Here is a 20,839-nt window from a genome sequence, read left to right as displayed (position 1 = left end):
AATGAAACGTCGCGTACCGACACACATATAAGAGCAAAAGGACTTCGCCGACTTCATCAGGGAAGAGAGCCTCAATCTCCGGCCTCTGGAATCCTTCGGCCCGCAAGTTGCTGGGCGAGATCGTCCAGCGCATTTGGCCGGTTTCGGCTACCACTACCTCCGGGGCATCTCCCACGCAGACACCCGAACTCGCAATCGACGAAGCGGCGGAAGTTCTGGCGTAGGCAATTCACTTGGCCACGGCTGGCTCTGTAGCTCCCGGATAGGGCTACCTCAACCTTTAGCCCGCTTCATCCAGTTCCATCAAGCGGCTCTGCTATGCGCATCTGGGCGCCCACCCATAGCATCACACCTCTGGCATCCAAGGCAGTCGCCGTGAGCGCCGACTCACGTCCAGTCATGTCTTCAGTTGCGTCCAGGCTGATGAACGGTCGTGAGCGGGAAAACTTGCGAGGCATGTCGAGGTCGTTTCCTGCCGTCGCGTGCGTCGCAACGGTTCTGCTCGACGCGGTGCGCCAACAGGCAGCGTGATCGACGACGGCGGCGCCATGCTTCGCCGCGACGCCCAACACTTCGCGGCCAGGTCCCCCTAAAAAACACGGCTCCAGATTCTCCGAAGGCGACGCCTGCCCCGGCTCTCCTTGGCAACCAGGCACTGGATTCCGTTCACAACCAGCTCCGTACCCAAGCAACGGACATCGACCGCCTCGAGGCCCAGAACTCGGAGCAACGAGCTCTCGTCCGGAACCTCCGCGTCGAGCTCGACCGCCTCCAGACAATCCAAAGAACTGACGCCCATGACCTGATCCACCTCGCCGGCAAGCTCCTGGCTCTCACCCAAGCCGTGGGCGTCGAACTCGACGACACCACCAAATCAATCTTCCGCCGTCGCGGTTGGACGTCCGCCAGAATCCCGGAAGCCCCAAGCAAATGACGATGTCCATCGCCCGGCTGTCCGCCCAGTCGGGCCTGAAGTACTTGTTCAAGACCACCATGATGGACGATCTGACCGTAACCCCCGCTGACGCCACCACCTACTACTTGAAGGCCGGAACGCCGCAGGGCCGCTGGCTCGGCCAAGGCCTGCCAGGCATCAACCGCACCACCGAGCAAAAAGTCACCGAATCAGACGCCAAAGCAATATTCGACCAAGCCACCCACCCAGACACCGGCGCTCCCCTGGGCCGTCCGCACGGCCAACCCGCTGTCGTCGAAAGCAGCCGAGGACAAGCAAACACACGGCACGCCGTCGTCGGCTTCGATCTCACCTTCAGCGTCCCCAAATCGGTGTCAGTCCTCTGGGCCCTCAGCACAAGGAACATCCAAGACCAAATCCTCGAGACACACCACGAAGCAGTCAACGCCACCCTGGAGTGGCTAGAAGAGAATGTCATCCACACCCGGGCTGGGCGAAACGGCGTCGCCCATATCGGCGCCCATGGGGCAATGGCCGCAGCGTTCGACCATTGGGAGTCCCGCGCCGGCGATCCGCAGCTCCACACCCATATGGTCATCGCCAACCGCGTCCAGCGCATCACCGACGGCGCCTGGGTCACATTGGACTCGCGCACGCTCTATAAGGCTGCGGTCGCCGCCAGCGAACACTACAACGGCCTCCTCTTCGATGCCCTCCGCCGGAATCTCGGCACGGACACGGATATCCGTGAACCTGCCGCCAACACGCACAACCCCAGCCAGCAACTCACCGGCGTCGACGACATCCTGATCCGCGAATTCTCCAACCGCTCCCGCCTCATCGATCTGGAAACCGACCGCCTCGTCGCCGAATGGACGGCAAGCCACGGCACGCCCCCACCCGCCACGACAACCATCAAGCTCGGCCAGCAAGCAACCCTTTCCACCCGGACAGCGAAAACGGAAACATCCGTCCCGCTGCACCAGCTCTCCGCCCAATGGAAAGCACGCGCGGCCGCCAAAGGCTTCGAACCCCGCGACGTACTCGCCAACACCATCCGCCGCTCCCGCACAGCCCCCCTTCCGCACCGGTGACTTCACCGCCAACTGGTTCGACGCCGTCGGCTCGCTGACCCGCGAGCGCGTCGCCGCCAAACGCGCCACCTGGAACCGGTGGAACCTCCTCGCCGAAGCAGAGCGCGTCTGCGCCGACGTCCGTTGCCACACACCGCAGGACCGCAAAGTCATGATCGACGCGGTAGCCACCGCTGCCGAAAGCCAGTCCGTCCCCCTCAACGAGTACCGCTATACCGTCCCCGCTGGCGCCCAGCCCGACGTCGCCTTCGCGGATCGCAGCGTCTTCGACTTCCACGGGGCCCGCCTCTACACTGACGCGGCGACCCTCGCCAACGAGGACATCGTGATGGAGGCAAGGAACGACGACGGCGGTCCGGCCGTGAGCGCTACCGTCGCCATGGACTCCTTCGCCGCTTACAAACACGGTGGTCGCCTCGCGCTTCACGGTGACCAGCGTGCCGCGGCAGCCGAAGTCCTGCTGAGCGGCAACCGTCTTGACGCCATCGTCGGCCCTGCAGGAACCGGCAAGACAACCACGCTCGGCGCGGTCAAAGCCGCCTGGGAAACGGAGTTCGGCGTCGGCACCGTCGTCGGTCTTGCGCCGGCGGCGGTGAGCGCCGAGGTGCTGGGCCGGGAGCTGGCGATGTCCACGGAGAACGTGGCCAAGTGGTTGTACGAGTCGGTCGGCCTGGGCGCCGGCAACCGGGCCGCACGGTTCTTCGCCACCGGGCAGCAGCTCAGCGGGCAGTCCGCTGGCAGAAGTCCACACTCCACCCGCCTCGTCCAGGAAGCCACACGCCTGGCCGCCGAGCAGAACAGGTGGCGCTTCCATCCGAACCAGCTCGTCGTCGTCGACGAAGCATCCATGGTGTCCACGCTCCAGTTGTCTGCGTTGGTGCAGCAGGCCAGGGATTCCGGGGCCAAGGTCCTCTTGGTGGGAGATCCTGCGCAGCTGGACGCCCTCGACGCCGGTGGCATCCTCGGATGGCTGGACCGGGAGAACAAATCCGTGCGGTTGCGCACCATCTGGCGCTTCGAATCATCTAGCGCGCCATGGCCGGACCAGATTCTGAGGCCAGCGTTCTGGCTCCCTACTCTAAGCGAGCTTCCGGGCCAGGACAGCGATCGCACAGTCGTCCTTCGTTGCGACCCGGATCTTAGTATCCATGAGACGGCGGAGTTGTTTCTTGTGCTTAGGATTCTTAGCCTGACGAGTGGGGGCAGACGCGAGCAACTCCACGATTTTTGCACAGGCCGGGGCTAGCCCCTTAGTGCGAGAGTTGTACAGGCTGTTGGCCGTCCCGTCACTCATGAGGATGAAGCCCGTAATACCGTCCAGGCCCCCACGGATGATCCTCATCCCAACGGCCGACCGTTCCGAAGTGAGGAACGTTGTTTGGTTGGCGAATTCAGAATTATCGGGTCCTGAAGCTACCCGTGCAATTCCGTCCTTCACGTACCCGACGACGCCGTCACCCACATGAAGGACAAGGAACTGGTCACCGGCTGTCGCGACAGCCAGGAATGTGCTGGCCAAGTCGCGAATTCCGACCGCACGGCGTTCCGCGACATCATGCAGACGATCGAGTAGGTAATTCACGATCTCAAGCTTTAAAGCGACCCCATCATCGCTCGACACAAAATCTCCGAAACGCTCCGAGAGAAGTTTGCAGCCAGTATCCACGAGCGCTTGCGCACCAAACTCAGACTGCGGTGCCGAGCCGGCACCGTCGGAAAGACAAACCACTTGCACCCCACTGCGAGCAAGGTAGGCGGTTCGATCTTGACCGCGGCTGCCATCGAGAACGTGCCCTCGTCCCCGAACCTGATAGTGGAATTCTCGAAACAATTAGAGGTCCTCGATGCCTCGGATTGAGCCGAAGTCGATCGGCGGCTCGCACCCAGGCATCGACTGCGAGACTTTTGAAACGGACTTCGAGAGCCACTCGAAGAACTCCTTGAAGTCGATTCCCTTCAAGCGAAGAGGAGGCTTCTCCGGAGTGAATCGACCCAATACATCAAGATCTGCGTCGCTTCCGATCCCGATAGGGAAGACCGTGAGCTTCTTGCTGGCGACCATGCGCGTCACGCGCTGGATCGCCCGCTCCAACTCGCTCTTGTCACCGTTTGGCTGTCCGTCTGTCATAAGTACAAGCCAAGGCTGGAAGTATAGGACGCCGGTGTCGGAGTACAGTGACTTGCGCTTCTCCAGCGTATCGAGGGCGAGGTTCACGCCCTCGCCAAGATGGGTAAGACCGCTCGGCGCAATCGTGATGTCCCGCTCAAGGCCCTCGACACTCGCAAAATCCTGAACGAGGTTGGCTCCAGTGTTGAAAGCGACGACGCTAACCTCTGCGGAGTCGTGAGCATCCTCGTCCTCATCGATGGCGTCATAGAAGAGGCCGATGCCCCCAACAAGTTCGCGGATCTTGTCGCCAGCCATTGAGCCACTTGTGTCGATGCAGAGAGAGACCGGGACTCGGGGAGTTGGGTTCTCGACTAGGTCGGCGGCTCGGATATCAAATGCCATTTGTTCAAAGTTCCTTTCGGGATGAGTTTAGGGATTTCAGCCGTTCCACCACTTCGTCAAGCGCTCCCAGAAGGTCGGCTGCGGCCGAGCACTTGACTTCGATGCCGCCTGCTTGGTGGTCGTGGTGGCTGCGCGTGGAACATTTGGGTAGCGCTGCGATGGCGCAGGTTGGGCACTCGTAGTCCTCGGTGGGCACTGTTTCTTAATCGCCACGTGAGATTTCGCGACATCAAGTCCTTTGCCCTTAAACCACTCAATGTGGTCGAAGTCAATGAATGATTGACGACAATCTGTGCATAGCCTCAACGGATCGAGTTCCTTACCTCGCCTCTCGCACGCGGTGCAACGACCGTAGGAGAGATCCGACTTCAGAACTGACTTCTTGCAGCTCTTGCAGGTTCCCAGCTGACACTGGGAGCAGCGGCCACCGACGAGGTAGCGATGGGGCGTCTCCGTTCCGCATCTCTCACACGTACCGAAGTCACGCTTGCGATTGCAATCTCGGCACCTGCCGTCCTTGAGAGCGCCGGCCGGTCGTGGGGTGCCGCAATCAGAACACCTCGGCCGATTCTGCTGACTACAGTCAAAACACATTCCGGGGACGACGTGATCTTGAGTCGCCTCATTCCACTCCCCCACCAGGGCATTGCGGCGGTTGCACTGTGGACATTCGAGAATCGGAGTTTCAGGTTTGAACGCCTTGAACCTGAAGGGGTAGACATCGTTGGACATTGGGTCGAAGTTCTTGTCGCTTCCGAGCCACCAGCGGTATTTACGAAATGCTCGGAGCCACTCCTCGGCAGACGGTGGAGAGGTGTACCGCTGGCCTTCCCGATGGAAGGTATTCCAAAACATCTCCTTGAGGTCGCGTGGCATGTGGCTCCACATGTACTTCCAGTTGCCCTCGGGTTGGTCACGATTTGAGCGCTCTCCGACCTGAAACGCAAAATTGCCGTCTTTGATGAGGCGAGCGATGTCACCATCGGACCCCGTACGCGCATAGGGGAACTGGCCCGTGATCAGAACCATGAAGAGCATCGTTGCGACAGCGAAAAGTTCTTCTTCACTCGTCCGCAGTGATTCGGCATACGGGCGGCCAAGTGCAGATGCTGCAGTGAACATTGGAGTCCCGACCGGGCACGGGTATCCATCGACCTGCCAAGAATCTGCATCAATCATCCAGACGTTCTTGCTGGCATCAACGATGACGTTCTTGGGATTGATGTCGCCGACGATCACGTTGAGTGAGTGCAAGTACGACACCTTCTCCAGGAAAGAGATGCAGACATCGACGAGGTCGGCCTTGGTCCACCCGGGGAACGCCTTGAGGAACCGCCGCGGGTTCATAATCACGCGGAACTCATTGCCACGAGCCCTTGGCATCATGTACCCGACGAACTCGCCCGCATTGTTTGTGACAACTGCTTCGGGAAAGCAGATGCCTTGTGAGTACAGACTCCGGGACGCAAACCGTTCGACCTTCGCTTGGCGGTGGCGCGTCACATGGTCTCGGTCGAAGATCTTGACGACTCGATCCCCATGGACTGCATAGGCAGCGCCCTCTCCGCCCTCTCCCAGGAGTTCATCGAGGACCACCGACCCACTGCCCGAAGGGGAGCTGAAGTGGACCTTGTCTCCGACACTTGGAATGGTGGCAACCTCAAGTAATGAGTCGGCCCCCTTAAATGCCGGCTCTCTATCAAAAGGCTCGGCGCGGTAGCTAACCCCTGATTCCGCGCTTGGCAACCCGAGTACCGGTGATCCAGTCCGGCGATCCGCCGGCTCCGAGGTTCCGAAATGCCCCTTGAAGTCAGCGAGGAGTGGGCTGAGCTCGGCCACTTCTCGCGCATCTCCCTCGTCTTGCTTGCGACGAAGTTTCCGCACCCCACGCACGTACAGAATTTGGTCGCTCTCGATTCTGACGCGGCCATCGCTGGTCAGAGACCCAGCTACGAGCTTCTTGCTGCTCGTGTGCGACAGCAAGCGGACATGAAGAAGCGGCGTAATATCGTTGCACAGGAGGCACATGTCGTACTGGTTTGCATAGCGTGTGAAGATGGCCTTGAAGACAGAGTCGGCGTAGTGCTTCGAGTCGCGGCCTATGTCGGTACGTACCAGCCCGAGCGCCGCAGCGTCCCCGATGAACCCAAGCGAAACCCCAGCCCGGCGAATCGCCTCTGCTCGCGCCGGGTCAACCTTGCGGCTCTGCTTCGTCAGTTCCGCAACCACGTCGGTCGGGATCACGATCGGGTTGTCGTTCAGCCGAATCGTCTGACCACACCGTTGAAGCAGCGCCTTCAGACCACCTCGCCTTTCCGGTAGGTCGTCCATAAATACGCTTGTGTCAATTAAGAGACGTCCGCTAGGACCAACGAAATCAATCGGGTCCAGCAGTTCCTGAACCGCCGTCAACTTTGCTTCCCAAACGTCACGTTGTTCTGGAAAGCTTCCTTCGCATCGTGTGCAAACTCCTCGAGTGCCTTTGCGGTGCGGTGTTGGCTTTCTGTTCTAGCCTTCTCGTATCGCAGGATTGCTGGCGCAGGAATCCGGTGATGACTGGCGACCTTGACGCTGTCGATTTCTCCCGAGTCGATCAACTTCATGAGGGTTGAGCGTGAGATACCGAGCATCCTCGCGGCCTCAGTGGTAGTGAACTGCTCCTTGACTGGAACTACAACGGCACCAGCTCTACCTTCTGCTTCCAATAGTTCAAGGATCTTCTCAGCGCTGTTGCGAGGCAACGAGAACGCAACCTCGATAGGGTCGCCCGGCTCCATCAGAGCGGCTCGAACTGCCTCAATGGCGCTCTCAACATGACCGACCATCACACCTCGAAACTGTCACAAATCCACCTAACTGATGCATCTAAACGGTAACTGTTGCAAGTGTAACGCCAAGTCGACTTTGTCCACCACCCTTTCTGGCTAAGCGGCTACTGTGTCGGATCGTCCGTGAGGCACGCCGGCGGGCAAACCGGCCCTGACCGCACTTGTTGTACACACTAGCGACGGGATGGTTAGGAAGGGATACGCCGCGGTTGTCATCGAGGCGGGCGAACCTCCCGCAGAGGACGAGAACGCCCGGAACAACATGCTGCTGCAGCGCGCTTCGAGCGCGACCGCCATTTTTGGGCCGGTCCTGGTGCCGGTCGTCAGCCGGCGGCTGAATCGCACCGGGTGGGTGTTAAACCCTTGGTGTGAACAATGAAACCAACACCCTCCTGACCACACTCTACGTCTTCCTCACCGACCGGGTCCTGCCGGACCTGGGCTACACCCGGACCGGTCGTCCCGGCCGGAAGGTCCAACTCGATGACGCGGAACTCCTGTGCCTGGTCGTGGCCCAACAACTGCTGCACGGATCGTCCTCGGAATCCCGGTGGATCCGCTACGCCCGGGCGCATCTGCGCGGACACTTGCCGCAGATCCCGTGCCAGTCCGGCTACAACAAACGCGTCCGCGCGGCAGGTCCACTCATCGCCGCGGCGATTACCGCACTGGCCCGGGACACACCGTCCTGGCACGAAATTCTGCGGCTTCTGGACTCCACCCCGGTCCCGTGCGGGATGTCCCGGGAAACCGTCAAGCGATCCGAGCTGTCCGGTCACGCAGGCTACGGGTACTGCGCCTCCCATTCCCGGTTCTTCTGGGGCTTCCGGCTCTACCTGATCAGCACCCCCGAGGGCATGCCCGTGATCTGGGGACTGGCCAACCCGAAGCTCGGCGAACGCGAAGTCACCCAGGCGCTGCTCACCAACGACCACCGCCTCATCCGCGCCGGGCAGGTCATCCTCGGCGACAAGGGCTTCGCCGGCCGCGACTTCGAACGGTTCATCACCGAGGACCTCGGCGCGCACCTGATCCGCCCTGACCGCAAGGACGAGAAACCCCGTTTCGGCAAACTCGGCGGCATCCGGCAATGGATCGAATCCGTCTTCGACACCCTCAAAGGCCAACTCGGCCTCGAACACCACGGCGGACGCACCCTCGAAGGCGTCTACGCAAGAGTCGCCTCAAAGCTCCTCGCCCTCGCCGCTGGCATCTGGCAAACCAACACCCGCCGCAAACGCTCACTCACCGCCTACGACCACTAACACCCCAGAATCAATGGGAATTAATCATCTAGGGCCAATCTTCCCTCCAATACCCGCTTCTAGCCGCAAAAAGTCGGGTAATCGTCGACTTGGCTCGAAAACGGGAATGTGGAGCTAAGGAGATTCGAACTCCTGACCTCTTCGATGCGAACGAAGCGCTCTACCAACTGAGCTATAGCCCCGGAGTAGTCCGCCTCCCCGAGGAAGTGCGGTACCGGTGAACTTAGGCTACAAATTTTCCTCTCGCATTGCCAATTGAGGTCAGGCGCGGCGGCGCTGCAGGACGTCGTCGAGGTTGCTGAGGGCGCTTTGCGCCTTGGTGAGTGGCTTGGCTGACGGCACGGGCGGCACAGCGGAGGTTCCCTGTTTCAGGGACGGCTTGCCCGCAGCTTTGGGCGCTTCCGGCAAATCAAGCGGCTCGGGCGCCGGACGCTCAGCCTTGGCGGCCTCTACATACACGGGCTTGGGGACGTCCACGGGTTCCCACGTGGTTTCGACCGGCACAGACTTCGTTGCCTCGCTGGCGCTGGAGTCTCCAGCGGCGACAGCGACAGCCAGTGCGGCTTCCCTGAGTTCCATGGCCGTGAGCGGCTTCGGCGCAGGCGTGTGGGCCTCAGCGTCAAAGAGCCGGCTTTCCGGCCGGGTGGCAGGGCGGTGCTTCTCCGGAACGTCGGATACTGTTTCCTGGCGCCGCACCGGGGCGCTCATGGCAGAGCGGAAGGCAGCCTGCACTTTGGCTTTTCGGTCCCGCACAGCCAGGAAGCGCAACAGCACCACGGCGAAGACAGTGGTCGCCAAACCCGCAACCGGCAGCAACGCCGTTCCCAGCCCAAACAGCAGCAGGACGGTGGAAACAAAAGCGGTCAACAGTCCTGCCACCCCGGCGAGGGCAATGGCTGTCCGGCCGTATCGGATTCGGAACGCGCCCGTCGTCGCACTGCCGGAAGGCGCGGCTACGGTTTCGGGGCTCTTCCTGATATCCATGGCTTTCTCCTGCGGGGCGGCGATATTCATGACCACCCCGGCTCTCGGGTCCGATGATTCAATAGCTGGAACATCCGCGAAAAACTCGGCAGCGGCCTGGGCCTGGTGCCGTCGGTTCCGTAGGACGTAAGGGGCAACCCATACGATCCAGAGCACAACGGCAACCACAAGGATCACTGAGCTGCTTAGAGGGAAGTCCACAATCAAAACCGTATGAGTATTCCGTCAACGGCTCCCGCATTAGCCTCGGTGTGTCGCGGGCAACGTGGCAAATCAATGGATTTATGCCCCGGGAAGAGCCTTTGCAGGTCAGGCCCGGGATGCCAGCCACCGGTTGAGGAGTCCTTCGGGTACTTCTTCCGCCGTCAACGCGAACGTCCGGTGGTCAGCCCATTCCCCGTTGATGTGCAGGAAACGGGGCCGGTAACCCTCATCGCGGAAGCCGAGCTTTTCCACTACCCGCAGGCTGGGGCCATTTTCGGGGCGGATGTTGATCTCCATCCGGTGCAGCCCGAGGACCTGGAAACAATGGTCAGTGGCAAGGGCAACAGAGGTGGGCGCGATGCCATGCCCGGCCCGTGCCTGGTCAACCCAATATCCGAGGGTGGCCATCATGGCCGAACCCCACACAATGGAGGACACGGTCAGCTGGCCAACGATTGCCGGAGCGGCGGACCTTGGCGTGCGTTCGGTGATCAGGAATGGCAAGGCGGTGCCCTGTGCTGCCTGGATCTTCAAGGAGCGCACCATTTGCCGGTAGTCCGGGAGCAGGCCACCAGGCGCCGGATTGGAGGCCTCCCACGGCTCCAGCCACTCCCGGTTGCGTGACCGGACTTCGGTCCATTCCCGCTTGTCCCGGTACCTGATGGGGCGCAGGACCAGGTCACCGCACTCCAAGGTGGTGGGCCAGATTGGTCCTGGACGCACGGCAGTTATTTAGCGAGGCCGGCGGTGAATCCCGGCAGCCACTCCCGAAGGCCGGGGCCGAGGTCCTCGCTGTCAATGGCCAGCTGGACGCAGGCCTTGAGGTAGCTGAGCTTGTCACCGGTATCGTAACGGCGGCCGCGGAAGACGACCCCGTAAACGCCGTAGCCTTCGCCATCACCGGCAGCCAGTTCCTGCAGCGCGTCCGTCAGCTGGATTTCCCCGCCGCGGCCCGGGCCAGTGCGCTCAAGCACGTCGAAAACTGCAGGGTGGAGGACGTAGCGGCCAATGACGGCCAGGTTTGAGGGGGCCTCGTCCACGTCCGGCTTTTCGACGAGCTTGTTGATCCTGACGTAGCCTTCGCCCTCGATGGCCTGGACGTCGGCGCACCCGTAGGCGCTGATCTGGGAGGGCTCCACTTCAATGAGGGCCACCACGGATCCGCCGGTCTTGGCCTGCACTTCAATCATGGTGCTGAGCAGCTCGTCCCGGGCATCGATCAGGTCGTCGCCAAGGAGGACGGCAAACGGCTCGTAGCCGACGTGCTGCTTTGCACGCAGCACCGCATGGCCGAGGCCGTTGGGGTCACCCTGGCGGACGTAGTGGATATCGCCGAGGTTGCTAGCCTTCTGGATCGACTCGAGCTTGGCCGTATCGCCCTTGGCTTCAAGGGTGTCCTCCAGCGAAGGAACCCTGTCGAAGTGGTCCTCCAGGGCGCGCTTGTTGCGTCCCGTGATCATCAGGATGTCGTTCAGACCAACGTTGACAGCCTCTTCAACGACGTACTGGATGGCAGGCTTGTCCACCACCGGAAGCATTTCCTTGGGCATCGCCTTGGTGGCCGGCAGGAACCTGGTGCCGAGCCCGGCTGCGGGGATTACGGCCTTGCGTACAGTCTGCTGAGAGGTAGTCACTGGACTAATGTAACGGAGGGGCTGACCATTCAATAATTTCTGGTTGCCCGTGCCCTGCACACCGCAGGGGGCAGATCTGCAACCCAGCATCTGGAAGAGGTAGACGGTATGTCCGAGCGCAACAGGGCGGCCAAGGAAGGCATCCGGGCACGCCACCGGGCGCAGCGCATGGCCACTGTGCCCGGCCAGCGCGATGCCGCAGGTGCGGCCATCGCCGTCCACGGGGCAACGTGGGCCGAACAACTGACAGGCGCCACGCCATCGACGTTTTGCGCCTATTTAGGCGTGACGCCTGAGCCGCCCACACTGCCGCTGATCAGCGAACTCCACCGCCGCGGCCACACAGTCCTGCTCCCCGTGTGCGAGCCGGATCGCCAACTGAGCTGGACCCGCTGGACACCCGAGGCCGAGTTTGTCCGCAGCCGCTTTGCCCCCGTGCTGGAACCTGCCGGACCCCGCCTTGACCTCTCCGTCATGGCCTCCGTGTCCGGCCTCCTGATCCCCGCCACGGCCCTGGATCTCAGCGGGAACCGGATCGGCCAGGGCGGCGGCTATTACGACGTCCTGCTGGGCTCATTGGCCGGCAAAGGGCTGGACATCCCCTTGGCTGCCATCGTGTTCGACGCCGAAGTGCTGCCGGCGCGAACCATTCCGGCCGAAGCGTTTGACCGGAAAGTCCCTGCAGCCCTGACGCCTTCCGGGCTGATTCAGTTATCGGCTCCTTCCTGACCGGGCCCGGGCACACTAAAGAGCCGCTCGTCTGGGGTGATAGAATTGGCACTCAGGCCCTGAGACTGCTAAGAGGCAACCCAGGACCTCTCGTTTGCCCAAGAGGAGGATCATCAGTGCCCACTTATGCCTACGCCTGCAAGGATTGCGGCCACGCCTTCGACGTTTTCCAGTCGTTTACCGACAGCACCCTGACGTCCTGCCCGGAGTGCCAGGGAGCCTTGCGCAAGAAGTTCAACAGCGTTGGTGTGGTGTTCAAGGGCTCCGGTTTCTACCGGACCGACTCCCGCGATGCCAAGGGCAGCACTGTTTCTGCCGCACCCGCCGCGGCTCCTGCCCCGGCAGCTGCACCGGCGCCGGCCGCCGCAACTGCAGCCAGCTGAGCATATTCACCGTCTTCAATAACCGGACTTGTCAGCGCTGGGCTGATCGGCTCACCCTGAGTCCTGTGCCCCGGCGCTGTTGGGCGCCGCGTCCGACGCCGGTAGCACCGTTGTCCACATAGGCACCTTCGCTGCTGTGCCGCGCGGTCTCCGGAACATAGCGTGGGTGCCATGCCAGCCACCCTCTTTCGCCCCAGACGCGCAGCCGCCCCCGCCGTCCGCCCGGTCCGCCGCCAACTGGCGGCCAGAGGCACCCGTCGCCCCGGCCGCCGCAGAGTTGTGTCGTGGCTGAGCCGGAACCGTCGCCTCGTCATCGCACTCCTGCTCTGCGTTGCTGCCGGGATCACCGTCCATCAGCTCACTCCCCCGCCCGCGGACACCGCGACGACGCTGGCCGCCGCGCGTGACCTGCCCGCCGGCACGGCGTTGACCGCCACCGATCTGGCGCCCGTGAAGATTCCCCCGCAGCTCGTGAGTGACGGGTCCATCGCCGACCTAAGCCACGCCACGGGAAAGCAGCTGGCAGCACCGCTGCGGAAAGGGCAGCTGCTGACGGATTCCCAGCTGTTGGGTCCCGGCCTCCTGACCGGAACGCCGCCAGGCTCCGCGGCCGTGCCCGTGAGGATGGCGGATCCTTCCTCCATCCAGCTGGTGTCCCCCGGGCAACTGGTCAACGTGGTGCTGACGGGAGCCAACGGCTACGACCAGAACTCCCCGTCCGAAGTACTCGCTTCCTCCGTACCGGTCCTCTGGACATCGGGGCAGGGCGGGAAGTCGGGGCAGTGGCTCGGCACGGGCGAGACTGACGGGCTGATCGTCGTAGCAGCGGCCCCGGAACAGGCCGCCCGCCTGGCTGGCGCGTCCACGCAGGGCAAACTGTTCTTTGTTCTGGTGGGACCTCCCAGCGCTGCACGGTGACTCAGCACGGCAGGGTGACGCGGCGTGGTAGGTGATTCAGCGCCGCGCCGGGCGCGCAGCTTGGCTGTCAGCCCCAGTGCGGCGGCTTGTTCTCCTTGAGCCACGCGTCGTGCTCGTCGGGGCCGTCGCCCCAGTTCCGCGGATCATCCTCACCCGCCTTGTTCGGCAGGATTCCCGCAGTACCGGACTGCCCGGCTTCGGGTGCAGGCGCCTGGCTGTTACCCGCCGTGTCTGGTTGATCATCGCCTTCGGCATCGGCCGGCCCGGGGTTCTGTGGGTTCACAACAACCTCCCTCTCCAGGCGTTCGGCCTGGTATTCGTTCCTGTCGTCGCCAGCCGTTCCCAGGCGTTGGGAGACCAGATCCTCGTCAAAGAATCCACCCGAGGAGGTACCCCGCCCGGCTGGCAGGACATTTTCAAGCCCCAGGTAGCCTGCGATCCGGTCGGCGCAGGTGGACGGGTCGGTAAAGACCTCGATGGTCCACAGCGGCATATACCGCCAGCCCATCCGTTCGAGCAGCTGCGGGCGGAGGCGGCTCCGCTCGCGGACGCTCATGGTGCGGTACTGTTCCGTGCCGTCGGATTCGATCGCCACTGGCCACGGGATATCTGCGTCGTCCTGACCCATGGTGCTCAGCGGATCTGCTGCCGCCACCACGTCGATGACGCCGTCGTACTGGTGCCAGACGCGTGCGCCACGGGCGCGCAGCCGGTCGCCGAGATCGGCCACGAGGGGGTCGGCGCCGAGTGCCTGTTCGCTGGCGGCGGCCCGGGACGCAGGCGTGCCGAGGTCCGTCTTTCCAGCGATCTCTCGGTTCAGGAGCTCGTAGAGTTCCACGGCGCCGTACGAAAGCCGGGTGTGGTCGAGGTCTTCGGGCTGGAAGCAAGTCAGCACGTGGATCGACCGCCGGGCGCGCGTCATGGCCAGCGCGAATTTTTCGCGGCCACCCTCAGCGGAAAGCGGACCGAAGTTGTGCAGCGCCCGCCCGTGGGGGGTACGGCCGAAACCGGGAGAGAAGATGATGTGATCGCGGACCAGGCCCTGCGCCCGCTCAAGGTCAACAACTCGGAAGGACTCGGCCCCGCCGCCAAAGAAGCCGGCAAGCGTGGGGTGGTTGGGAAGTTGCAGCCTGATGGCCTCGCCAATCCGGGCCGCATGCCGGAGGCTGGCAGTCACCACGGCCAGGGACGTGCGGGAACGCAGCCTTGCGTGTTCGAAGACCAGCTGCACGACCCGGTTGACCTCGGCCACCACGGACTCAACGCCCTCATGGTCGGCGCTGGGCAGCCCGGTCCCGTCCGGCAGGTATTCAACCGTCAGCGCCCGGTCCAGGCCGGTGGCAGCCTGTCCCTCGGGGAGCCGGCGGAGGCCGTCATCATAGAAATTCTTGCTCAGCTGCAGGACGAGGTCCTCGTCCACCGCGCGGTAGACAAAATTCAGGCGCCACACTGGCAGCACGGCAGACAGTGCCGAGTAGGCACTTTCCACGCGCTGATGGGCGGCTTCGCCAGCTGCCAGGCGCTCCACACCCACCGTAAAGGTCCGGGGACTGGCGATCTTGGCGTCGCCGAAGGCAATCACCTGCTTGGCACGGGCAATGGACGGCAGGACGGCCTGCAGGGATGTCGCTTCAGCGTCCAGTATGACCACGGCATCAAAGCGCTGCTCCGCCGGCAGGAGCCCGGTCATCAGGTACGGGCTCACCGACCAGACCGGAACCAGCATCGGAACAAGGTCCGGCGCCTGGGCCGTCAGCGCAGCAAGCGTCACCCTGCCGTCCTTGAGGAGGCTGCGGAGCAGTTGGGCCTGGCGCGGGTGTTCCGCCAGTGCAGCCCGCCACCGCTCGGAAAGATCCCAGCGCAGGCGGGCGGCCCCGCTGGCAATGTGGGCGTTATCTGCAAGCCGGTATTCGGCCTCAAGCTGCCGGAGCGCGTCGCCGTCAGACATGGCCAGGTAATCGTCGCCGCTGATCATGGCTTCCAGGGCGGACTGCCACCAGGCGAGCTCAAGCTCGGCGGCCACGGACTCCGCCGGAACCTCCCGGTCGGCCAGGTCGGCAAGGAGTTCACCCAAGCCGTGTTCGCGCATGTTTTCCACAAGCAAGGTGCGTTCAGGGAGTGTCTTCAGCGTGTCGGTGTCAGCGACCAGCCGCTCAAGCCGTTCCATGAGTTCCTCATAGCGGGCAGTGGCCAGCGAGCCGCCGGCCGCCGTGTGCCGGAGGGCTTCCCCCAGTTCCATCAGCTCCCGGTCCAGCGACCGGTACAGCGCGTTCATTTCGGCGAGCCCGGAGGGGACAGCCGGGTGGCGCTGCGAGGTGGCGTAGCCGGACCAGAGTGCCCGCTGCTCCTGCACCAGCACAAGAGAACTGTGGAGGTCAGCGATGTGAACTCCTGGCCGGACATACTCCTTGGCGACGCGGCGCAGGCGGGACCGCTGCATGGACGCCATGTCGATGTTCCGCTCCCGGCGCCAGGCCGAGGTGGCGGTGGCGGAGATCAGGTCATGGACCGGCCGGTCGAAGATGTCGGGCGTGAACTTGTCCAAGCTTCCGCGGACCGCCACCAGCAGTTCGAGCTGCTCTCCCCATTCGGCAAACGAGGCGCCCAGCCGGATCTCTGCGTGCTCGGCCACACTGTGCATCCGGTCGCGGAGGATGGGAAGGTTCGTTGCCACGGAGCGGGCCAGTTCCTGGGCTTCCTCAGTCTCTTTGCGGGTGAGAAGTCTGGCACCGTGCCATGGGCTGGTGGTGGACGCCCGGCTGAAGCTGCCAAGCTCGGCTGCACGGCGCAGCCTGCCGGCGAGCTCGTTGCGGTCGCGGATGCTGTCCAGCACACTCCGCTTGAGCCGCACCGTGGTGGCCGGGGCCGGGTGAATGGACGTCAGCTCGGCGAGTGACTGCATGGCCTGGTACGGCGAGCAGCCCCAGCGTTGGCGCACGTTATGGAGGGAGGCCACGTGGTCCATCAGGGCGTGGCGGTGTTCGGTGAGGGTTTTGTGCAAATTTCCCAGCTGCGGTTCGAGCGACTTCTCGTTGCGCACGATGGCCCGCACCAGCTGGGCTTTGAGCTGCTGTGGCGTGGCGGTGCCGGCGAGCTGGAAGAGGATGGACTCCAGGCCCAGTGCCTCCAACTGGCCGGACACTTCGTTGAGGCTGGCTCGGCGGTCTCCGACCACCAGAACAGACCGTCCCGCGTCCACCAGCGCGCCGATGGTGTTGATGGCGGTTTGAGTCTGGCCCGTGCCGGGCGGGGTGCTGACCACCAGGGAGTCCCCGGCGCGCGCAGCGTCGATGACGTACTGCTGGTCCGGGTCAGCATCAAGCAGGAGGAGTTCATCGCTGGGGTGGCGCTCGTCCACGCTCGGAAAGCGCGAGGTGTCCGGCTGGTCAACATCAACCACTTCGCCGCCGCCTGCTTTGGCCAGTGCGGTGATGAGCGGGTTGCCGTCGTTGATCCAGGGGTCGTCAAGGTTGCCGGAGAGATCGGCAAAGGTGGACACCAGCAGGTTGTGCTGGGCTTCCGCGCCGTGGATGGGCCTGATCAGGGTGGCAAGGCGGTCCAGGACCGGCTGCGGATCAAAGCGCGCGGTGCTGTATGCCAGGCGGGTGACGGCGTTGACGTCGAAAACGATGCCGTGGATGTTCTTCAGGTGCCGGACCAGGGCCGGGTTGATGTGGGCCTGTTCGGTGAGCTGCAGTTCGTAATCGTCCTCACCGGGACGCACCGTGAGCGAAATCGCGGTGAGCATGACCGGGGCGGAAACCCGCTGGGGTTTGCCGCCGACGGCGGACGTCCACACCACGGTGCCGGCGGAGAAATACCCGGCGTCAATGCCGCGGTCGTTTGCGAGCTCAAAGATCTTTGAGCGGATATTGCGGGAGGCGCGCGCCGCCACTAAGTACTGCTGCTGGTCCCGGATGAGGGTGGACAGCCGGGTTCGGCGGCCCGCCATCAGCTGCGCCAGCCCTGATGGGTGGGCGTGGGTCAGGTCAATGGAGCCTTCGGGGGTCTTGGTAAAACGCAGCATGGTGTCTGCCCCGGTGACGGGTTTGAGCCCGGACAGCCATTTCCTAAGCTCCTCAGAACCCTCCGGGTGGCCTTGACCAACTGACACTACTGCCTTCTTTTCTGCGTTTGCACGTGACGCCCTGGACCATACCGGCATGCTTTCGAGCGTAGCCGCAAAAGCGGCCGGGATGAGAGACCGCAACACTGGGTCAGGCCAAATTAGGGGATTTGAACGGACTAGAGCAATGGCCGGCCTCCGTTGACGGAGACCGGCCACTCACACTGCTATTCCCACTCGATGGTTCCCGGCGGCTTGCTGGTAACGTCCAGCACCACCCGGTTGACACCCTCCACCTCGTTGGTGATCCGGTTGGAAATCCGGGCCAGGAGATCGTACGGGAGGCGGGACCAGTCGGCCGTCATCGCATCCTCGGAGGACACGGGACGAAGGACAATCGGGTGGCCGTAAGTGCGGCCGTCGCCCATAACGCCGACGCTGCGGACGTCGGCGAGCAGGACAACCGGCATCTGCCAAACTTCGTTATCCAGCCCGGCTGCGGTCAGTTCCGCGCGGGCAATGGCGTCCGCCTTCCGCAGCAGATCCAGGCGTTCCTTGGTGACCTCGCCAACGATGCGAATGCCGAGGCCCGGCCCGGGGAACGGCTGCCGGCCGACGATTTCCTGCGGCAGCCCCAGCTGGGCGCCAACGGCACGGACTTCGTCCTTGAACAGTGCACGGAGCGGTTCCACGAGCTCGAACTGGAGGTCCTCGGGAAGTCCGCCCACGTTGTGGTGGCTCTTGATGTTGGCTGCACCTTCGCCGCCGCCGGATTCGACGACGTCCGGGTACAGGGTGCCCTGGACCAGGAACTTGATCTTCTCGCCGTGAGCCGCAGCCTCCGCGATGATGGCCAGTTCAGCCTCTTCGAACGCGCGGATGAACTCGCGGCCGATGATCTTGCGCTTCGTTTCCGGATCGCTCACGCCGGCCAGGGCCGCCTGGAACCGCTCCTGCTCGTTGGCGACGTAGAGCTTGACGCCGGTAGCGGCCACGAAGTCGCGTTCCACCTGTTCGGCTTCGCCTTCGCGCAGCAGTCCGTGGTCCACGAAGACGCACGTGAGCTGGTCGCCCACTGCCCGCTGCACGAGTGCGGCTGCAACGGCGGAGTCAACGCCGCCGGAGAGGCCGCAGATTACCCGGGCATCGCCGACCTGCTGGCGGATCCGGTCCACCTGCTCCTCGAGGATGTTCCCTGTGGTCCAGTTGGGCTCGAGCTTCGCGCCCTTGAACAGGAAGTTTTCCAGCACCTGCTGGCCATAGGCTGAGTGCTTCACCTCCGGATGCCACTGCACGCCGTACAGGCACTTTTCCTCGTTGGCGAAGGCGGCAACTTCGGCGCCCGCCGTCGTCGCCAACACCTCGAAGCCTTCAGGGGCGGTGTGCACGGAGTCGCCGTGGCTCATCCAGGTGTTCTGGTGCTGCGGCATCCCCTCGAGCACCGAGCGGCCCTCGCCGAGGATGGTGGTCTGGGTGGAGCCGTACTCGCGCAGGCCCGTCTTGTCGACTTTTCCGCCCAGCGCGTTGGCCATGGCCTGGAAGCCGTAGCAGATGCCGAACACGGGAATCCCGGCCTCAAACAGGTCGGCGCCGACCGACGGTGCGCCATCCGCGTACACGCTGGACGGCCCACCCGACAAAATGATGGCAGCGGGGTTTTTGGCCAGGAGCTGCTCGGTGCTGTAGGTATGCGGAACCACTTCCGAATACACATTCGCTTCCCGGACGCGGCGGGCAATCAGCTGCGCGTACTGGGCACCGTAATCAACAACCAGCACCGGCTTCTGGTAAGTCTGGGATGCAGAGGGAGTAGTCACCGTACTAGCCTACTTTGCGCGGTACACCCGCCGCACGTTCGCGGCCGCGGGTGTGACGGAGGAAACGTCCGACGGCGGGCCCCTCCGCCGTCGCAACGCGTCAGTACCGCTGAGCCGCCTGCGGGTGCGAGGCGAGTTCCGCTTCAACCTCGGCGTGGAACTTCTTCTCCACGAAGAAGGACAGGAACGGCACCACGCCGCCCAGAGCCAGCAGGATGAGCTTCAGGAACGGCCAGCGCATCAGCGTCCACAGCCGGAAGTTGGAGATCAGGTACACCACGTACATCCAGCCGTGCACGATCAGCACAGCTACGGAAAGGTTGAATCCCCCCAACACGCCCTGCGGTTCGGCGTCGGCAAAGCCCAGGCCGAAGGGCTGGCCGGTGACGGCATTCGTTCCGCCCGCGAACAGATACTGGCCAAACACGTAACGCACTACCAGTTCAGCGCACAGCAGGAGCAGCATCCCACCGGTCAGGTAGGCCATCACCTTGTAGAATTTCAGCGCTGAACGGATCTGCGCCTCGGTACCGCCGAAGCGGCGCTTCTTGGTTTTTCCCTGGGCAGAGCCCGGCTGGACGGCCGGTTTCGGTTCGATCATGGCTTTACCTTTTGTTGGAGCTGTTCAGAAGTTGGCGAGCCGGGCGGGGTGTCATGCCCGGCGTCGTCGTCGAGGTCCTCTTCGAGGCCCCGGCGGTAGTCGTCCTTCACCAGCCGCCACCAGATAAACAGGGCGAACCCGGCGAAAACCACCCACTCCAGGGAGTAGAAGAGGTTGAGCCAGTTGACCTTTTGGGCGGGCGGCTGCGGACCGATGTTCAGAGGCTTCAGATCCCCGCTGATCGCCGCTGCGCTCATATCGGTGCCGTCCGCCACTTCGGCGGTTGCGGCGACAAATCCCGGGTAGCTGCTGACGTCCCAGTAGTTGATGAGTTCAGCGACCGAGACGGCGGAGGCCTGTCCTGCTTCCGGCGCGGTCTTCGGGAGCGGCGCTTCGGACGGGATCAGCCGTCCGGTCAGGTGGACAACTCCCGACGGCGGGGCACCGGCGTCCGCAGGATCGGCTACCCAGCCGCGGGCTACGGGAATCCATGTTTGGGGGGAGGCTGCGACGCCGCTGAGGACAGGGGCGCCCTCGACGGCAAAGGCGGAAACCACCCAGTAGCCAGTGTTACCGTCCTTCAGGCGTCCGGGAACGAGGACCTGTTTTGCGGGGTCATACGTGCCTTCTGCTGAAACCATCTGGTCGGACACCGACCCAGGGAAGAAGCTTCCTGGCTCAAGTGTCTCCGTGAGCGCCCGGGTCTCTTCAGTGGCCGGACTGACCGGAGCTTCGGGTTGCACGGATCGCCCGAACTGCCACTGGCTGAGCAGGACAAACACCCCGGAGACGACGATCGCAAAGACCAGGCCTGCGATCCATCGGGGCTTAAGGGCTGTTTTCCACACCCCTTAACGTTACTTCGTTCCGCTGTAGAACAACTAAACG

The 20,839-nt window shown here is 63.5% G+C and carries 16 protein-coding genes, 1 tRNA gene and 1 pseudogene; 6 read left to right on the top strand and 12 right to left on the bottom strand.

The features are described 5' to 3' along the window. The first annotated feature begins 930 nt into the window (after nucleotides 1-930). Both mobF and AB4Y73_RS03880 read left to right on the top strand, forming a co-directional pair. Nucleotides 931-2,010 (top strand): MobF family relaxase, encoded by a 1,080-nt coding sequence (gene mobF / locus AB4Y73_RS03885; RefSeq protein ID WP_441868732.1) that lies wholly within the window; start codon nucleotides 931-933, stop codon nucleotides 2,008-2,010. A gap of 151 nt (nucleotides 2,011-2,161) precedes the next feature. Beyond that, nucleotides 2,162-3,256 (top strand): AAA family ATPase, encoded by a 1,095-nt coding sequence (locus tag AB4Y73_RS03880; RefSeq protein WP_441868729.1) that lies wholly within the window; start codon nucleotides 2,162-2,164, stop codon nucleotides 3,254-3,256. A gap of 12 nt (nucleotides 3,257-3,268) precedes the next feature. Here the strand turns inward: AB4Y73_RS03880 and AB4Y73_RS03875 are convergent. The 4 genes and pseudogenes from AB4Y73_RS03875 to AB4Y73_RS03860 all read right to left on the bottom strand — a co-directional run. Then, nucleotides 3,269-3,841, bottom strand: a pseudogene (locus tag AB4Y73_RS03875) (PP2C family serine/threonine-protein phosphatase); the annotation flags it as partial. Next, a complete protein-coding gene (locus tag AB4Y73_RS03870) occupies nucleotides 3,842-4,522 on the bottom strand; it encodes a vWA domain-containing protein (RefSeq protein ID WP_441868726.1) in 681 nt (226 codons plus the stop codon). 36 nt (nucleotides 4,523-4,558) lie between these two features. Further along, nucleotides 4,559-6,934 carry a hypothetical protein gene (locus tag AB4Y73_RS03865; protein ID WP_441868723.1) on the bottom strand — a complete coding sequence of 792 codons (2,376 nt, stop codon included), beginning with the start codon at nucleotides 6,932-6,934 and terminating at the stop codon, nucleotides 4,559-4,561. After that, nucleotides 6,931-7,347 (bottom strand): helix-turn-helix domain-containing protein, encoded by a 417-nt coding sequence (locus tag AB4Y73_RS03860; protein WP_166183089.1) that lies wholly within the window; start codon nucleotides 7,345-7,347, stop codon nucleotides 6,931-6,933. The genes AB4Y73_RS03865 and AB4Y73_RS03860 overlap by 4 nt, the downstream gene beginning before the upstream one ends. Nucleotides 7,348-7,718: 371 nt before the next feature. Here AB4Y73_RS03860 and AB4Y73_RS03855 point away from each other — a divergent pair, with 371 nt between their 5' ends. Beyond that, nucleotides 7,719-8,615: an IS982 family transposase gene (locus tag AB4Y73_RS03855; RefSeq protein ID WP_441868718.1), complete on the top strand. Its 897-nt coding sequence runs from the start codon at nucleotides 7,719-7,721 to the stop codon at nucleotides 8,613-8,615. A gap of 109 nt (nucleotides 8,616-8,724) precedes the next feature. On the opposite strand, the gene AB4Y73_RS03850 is transcribed toward AB4Y73_RS03855, so the two are convergent. The 4 genes from AB4Y73_RS03850 to galU all read right to left on the bottom strand — a co-directional run bounded on the left by AB4Y73_RS03850 (nucleotide 8,725) and on the right by galU (nucleotide 11,437). Further along, nucleotides 8,725-8,797, bottom strand: a tRNA-Ala gene (locus AB4Y73_RS03850). A gap of 79 nt (nucleotides 8,798-8,876) precedes the next feature. Beyond that, nucleotides 8,877-9,800: a hypothetical protein gene (locus AB4Y73_RS03845; protein WP_441868715.1), complete on the bottom strand. Its 924-nt coding sequence runs from the start codon at nucleotides 9,798-9,800 to the stop codon at nucleotides 8,877-8,879. Nucleotides 9,801-9,908: 108 nt separating this feature from the next. Further along, entirely contained in the window at nucleotides 9,909-10,526 is a 618-nt protein-coding gene (locus AB4Y73_RS03840; RefSeq protein WP_441868712.1) for a GNAT family N-acetyltransferase, read from the bottom strand. A gap of 5 nt (nucleotides 10,527-10,531) precedes the next feature. Further along, nucleotides 10,532-11,437, bottom strand: coding sequence for a UTP--glucose-1-phosphate uridylyltransferase GalU (gene galU, locus AB4Y73_RS03835; RefSeq protein ID WP_441868709.1), 906 nt, complete (start codon nucleotides 11,435-11,437; stop codon nucleotides 10,532-10,534). A gap of 108 nt (nucleotides 11,438-11,545) precedes the next feature. Between galU and AB4Y73_RS03830 the strand changes: the two genes are divergently transcribed. The 3 genes from AB4Y73_RS03830 to cpaB all read left to right on the top strand — a co-directional run bounded on the left by AB4Y73_RS03830 (nucleotide 11,546) and on the right by cpaB (nucleotide 13,467). Continuing rightward, nucleotides 11,546-12,166 (top strand): 5-formyltetrahydrofolate cyclo-ligase, encoded by a 621-nt coding sequence (locus tag AB4Y73_RS03830; RefSeq protein ID WP_441868706.1) that lies wholly within the window; start codon nucleotides 11,546-11,548, stop codon nucleotides 12,164-12,166. 116 nt (nucleotides 12,167-12,282) lie between these two features. Beyond that, entirely contained in the window at nucleotides 12,283-12,549 is a 267-nt protein-coding gene (locus AB4Y73_RS03825; RefSeq protein ID WP_441868703.1) for an FmdB family zinc ribbon protein, read from the top strand. Between the two features lie 171 nt (nucleotides 12,550-12,720). Further along, on the top strand, nucleotides 12,721-13,467 hold the full coding sequence (cpaB, locus tag AB4Y73_RS03820; RefSeq protein ID WP_441868700.1) for a Flp pilus assembly protein CpaB: 747 nt from the start codon (nucleotides 12,721-12,723) through the stop codon (nucleotides 13,465-13,467). Nucleotides 13,468-13,534: 67 nt separating this feature from the next. Here the strand turns inward: cpaB and AB4Y73_RS03815 are convergent, their stop codons facing one another. The 4 genes from AB4Y73_RS03815 to AB4Y73_RS03800 form a co-directional block, all read right to left on the bottom strand. Continuing rightward, on the bottom strand, nucleotides 13,535-17,632 hold the full coding sequence (locus tag AB4Y73_RS03815) for an AAA family ATPase (protein WP_441868697.1): 4,098 nt from the start codon (nucleotides 17,630-17,632) through the stop codon (nucleotides 13,535-13,537). A 128-nt stretch (nucleotides 17,633-17,760) separates the two neighbouring features. Then, nucleotides 17,761-19,350 (bottom strand): glutamine-hydrolyzing GMP synthase, encoded by a 1,590-nt coding sequence (guaA, locus tag AB4Y73_RS03810; protein ID WP_441868694.1) that lies wholly within the window; start codon nucleotides 19,348-19,350, stop codon nucleotides 17,761-17,763. Nucleotides 19,351-19,450: 100 nt separating this feature from the next. Beyond that, the gene (locus AB4Y73_RS03805) at nucleotides 19,451-19,951 is read right to left on the bottom strand and encodes a DUF3817 domain-containing protein (RefSeq protein ID WP_441868691.1); all 501 of its coding nucleotides are present in this window, start codon (nucleotides 19,949-19,951) and stop codon (nucleotides 19,451-19,453) included. Beyond that, nucleotides 19,948-20,799, bottom strand: coding sequence for an SURF1 family protein (locus AB4Y73_RS03800; RefSeq protein WP_441868688.1), 852 nt, complete (start codon nucleotides 20,797-20,799; stop codon nucleotides 19,948-19,950). The genes AB4Y73_RS03805 and AB4Y73_RS03800 overlap by 4 nt, the downstream gene beginning before the upstream one ends. Nucleotides 20,800-20,839: the final 40 nt, after the last annotated feature.

The organism is Pseudarthrobacter sp. TAF60_1 (assembly GCF_052113505.1).
Classification (GTDB): Bacteria; Actinomycetota; Actinomycetes; order Actinomycetales; family Micrococcaceae; genus Arthrobacter.
This window is presented reverse-complemented; position numbering and strand designations above follow the sequence as displayed.

Bases quoted from the DNA above. Each gene is read 5' to 3' on its own strand.
- AB4Y73_RS03830 (WP_441868706.1), top strand. From the start codon at position 11,546: ATGTCCGAGCGCAACAGGGCGGCCAAGGAAGGCATCCGGGCACGCCAC.
- AB4Y73_RS03870 (WP_441868726.1), bottom strand. From the start codon at position 4,522: ATGGCATTTGATATCCGAGCCGCCGACCTAGTCGAGAACCCAACTCCC.
- mobF (WP_441868732.1), top strand. From the start codon at position 931: ATGACGATGTCCATCGCCCGGCTGTCCGCCCAGTCGGGCCTGAAGTAC.
- AB4Y73_RS03880 (WP_441868729.1), top strand. From the start codon at position 2,162: ATGATCGACGCGGTAGCCACCGCTGCCGAAAGCCAGTCCGTCCCCCTC.
- cpaB (WP_441868700.1), top strand. From the start codon at position 12,721: ATGCCAGCCACCCTCTTTCGCCCCAGACGCGCAGCCGCCCCCGCCGTC.
- AB4Y73_RS03860 (WP_166183089.1), bottom strand. From the start codon at position 7,347: ATGGTCGGTCATGTTGAGAGCGCCATTGAGGCAGTTCGAGCCGCTCTG.
- AB4Y73_RS03815 (WP_441868697.1), bottom strand. From the start codon at position 17,632: ATGCCGGTATGGTCCAGGGCGTCACGTGCAAACGCAGAAAAGAAGGCA.
- AB4Y73_RS03805 (WP_441868691.1), bottom strand. From the start codon at position 19,951: ATGATCGAACCGAAACCGGCCGTCCAGCCGGGCTCTGCCCAGGGAAAA.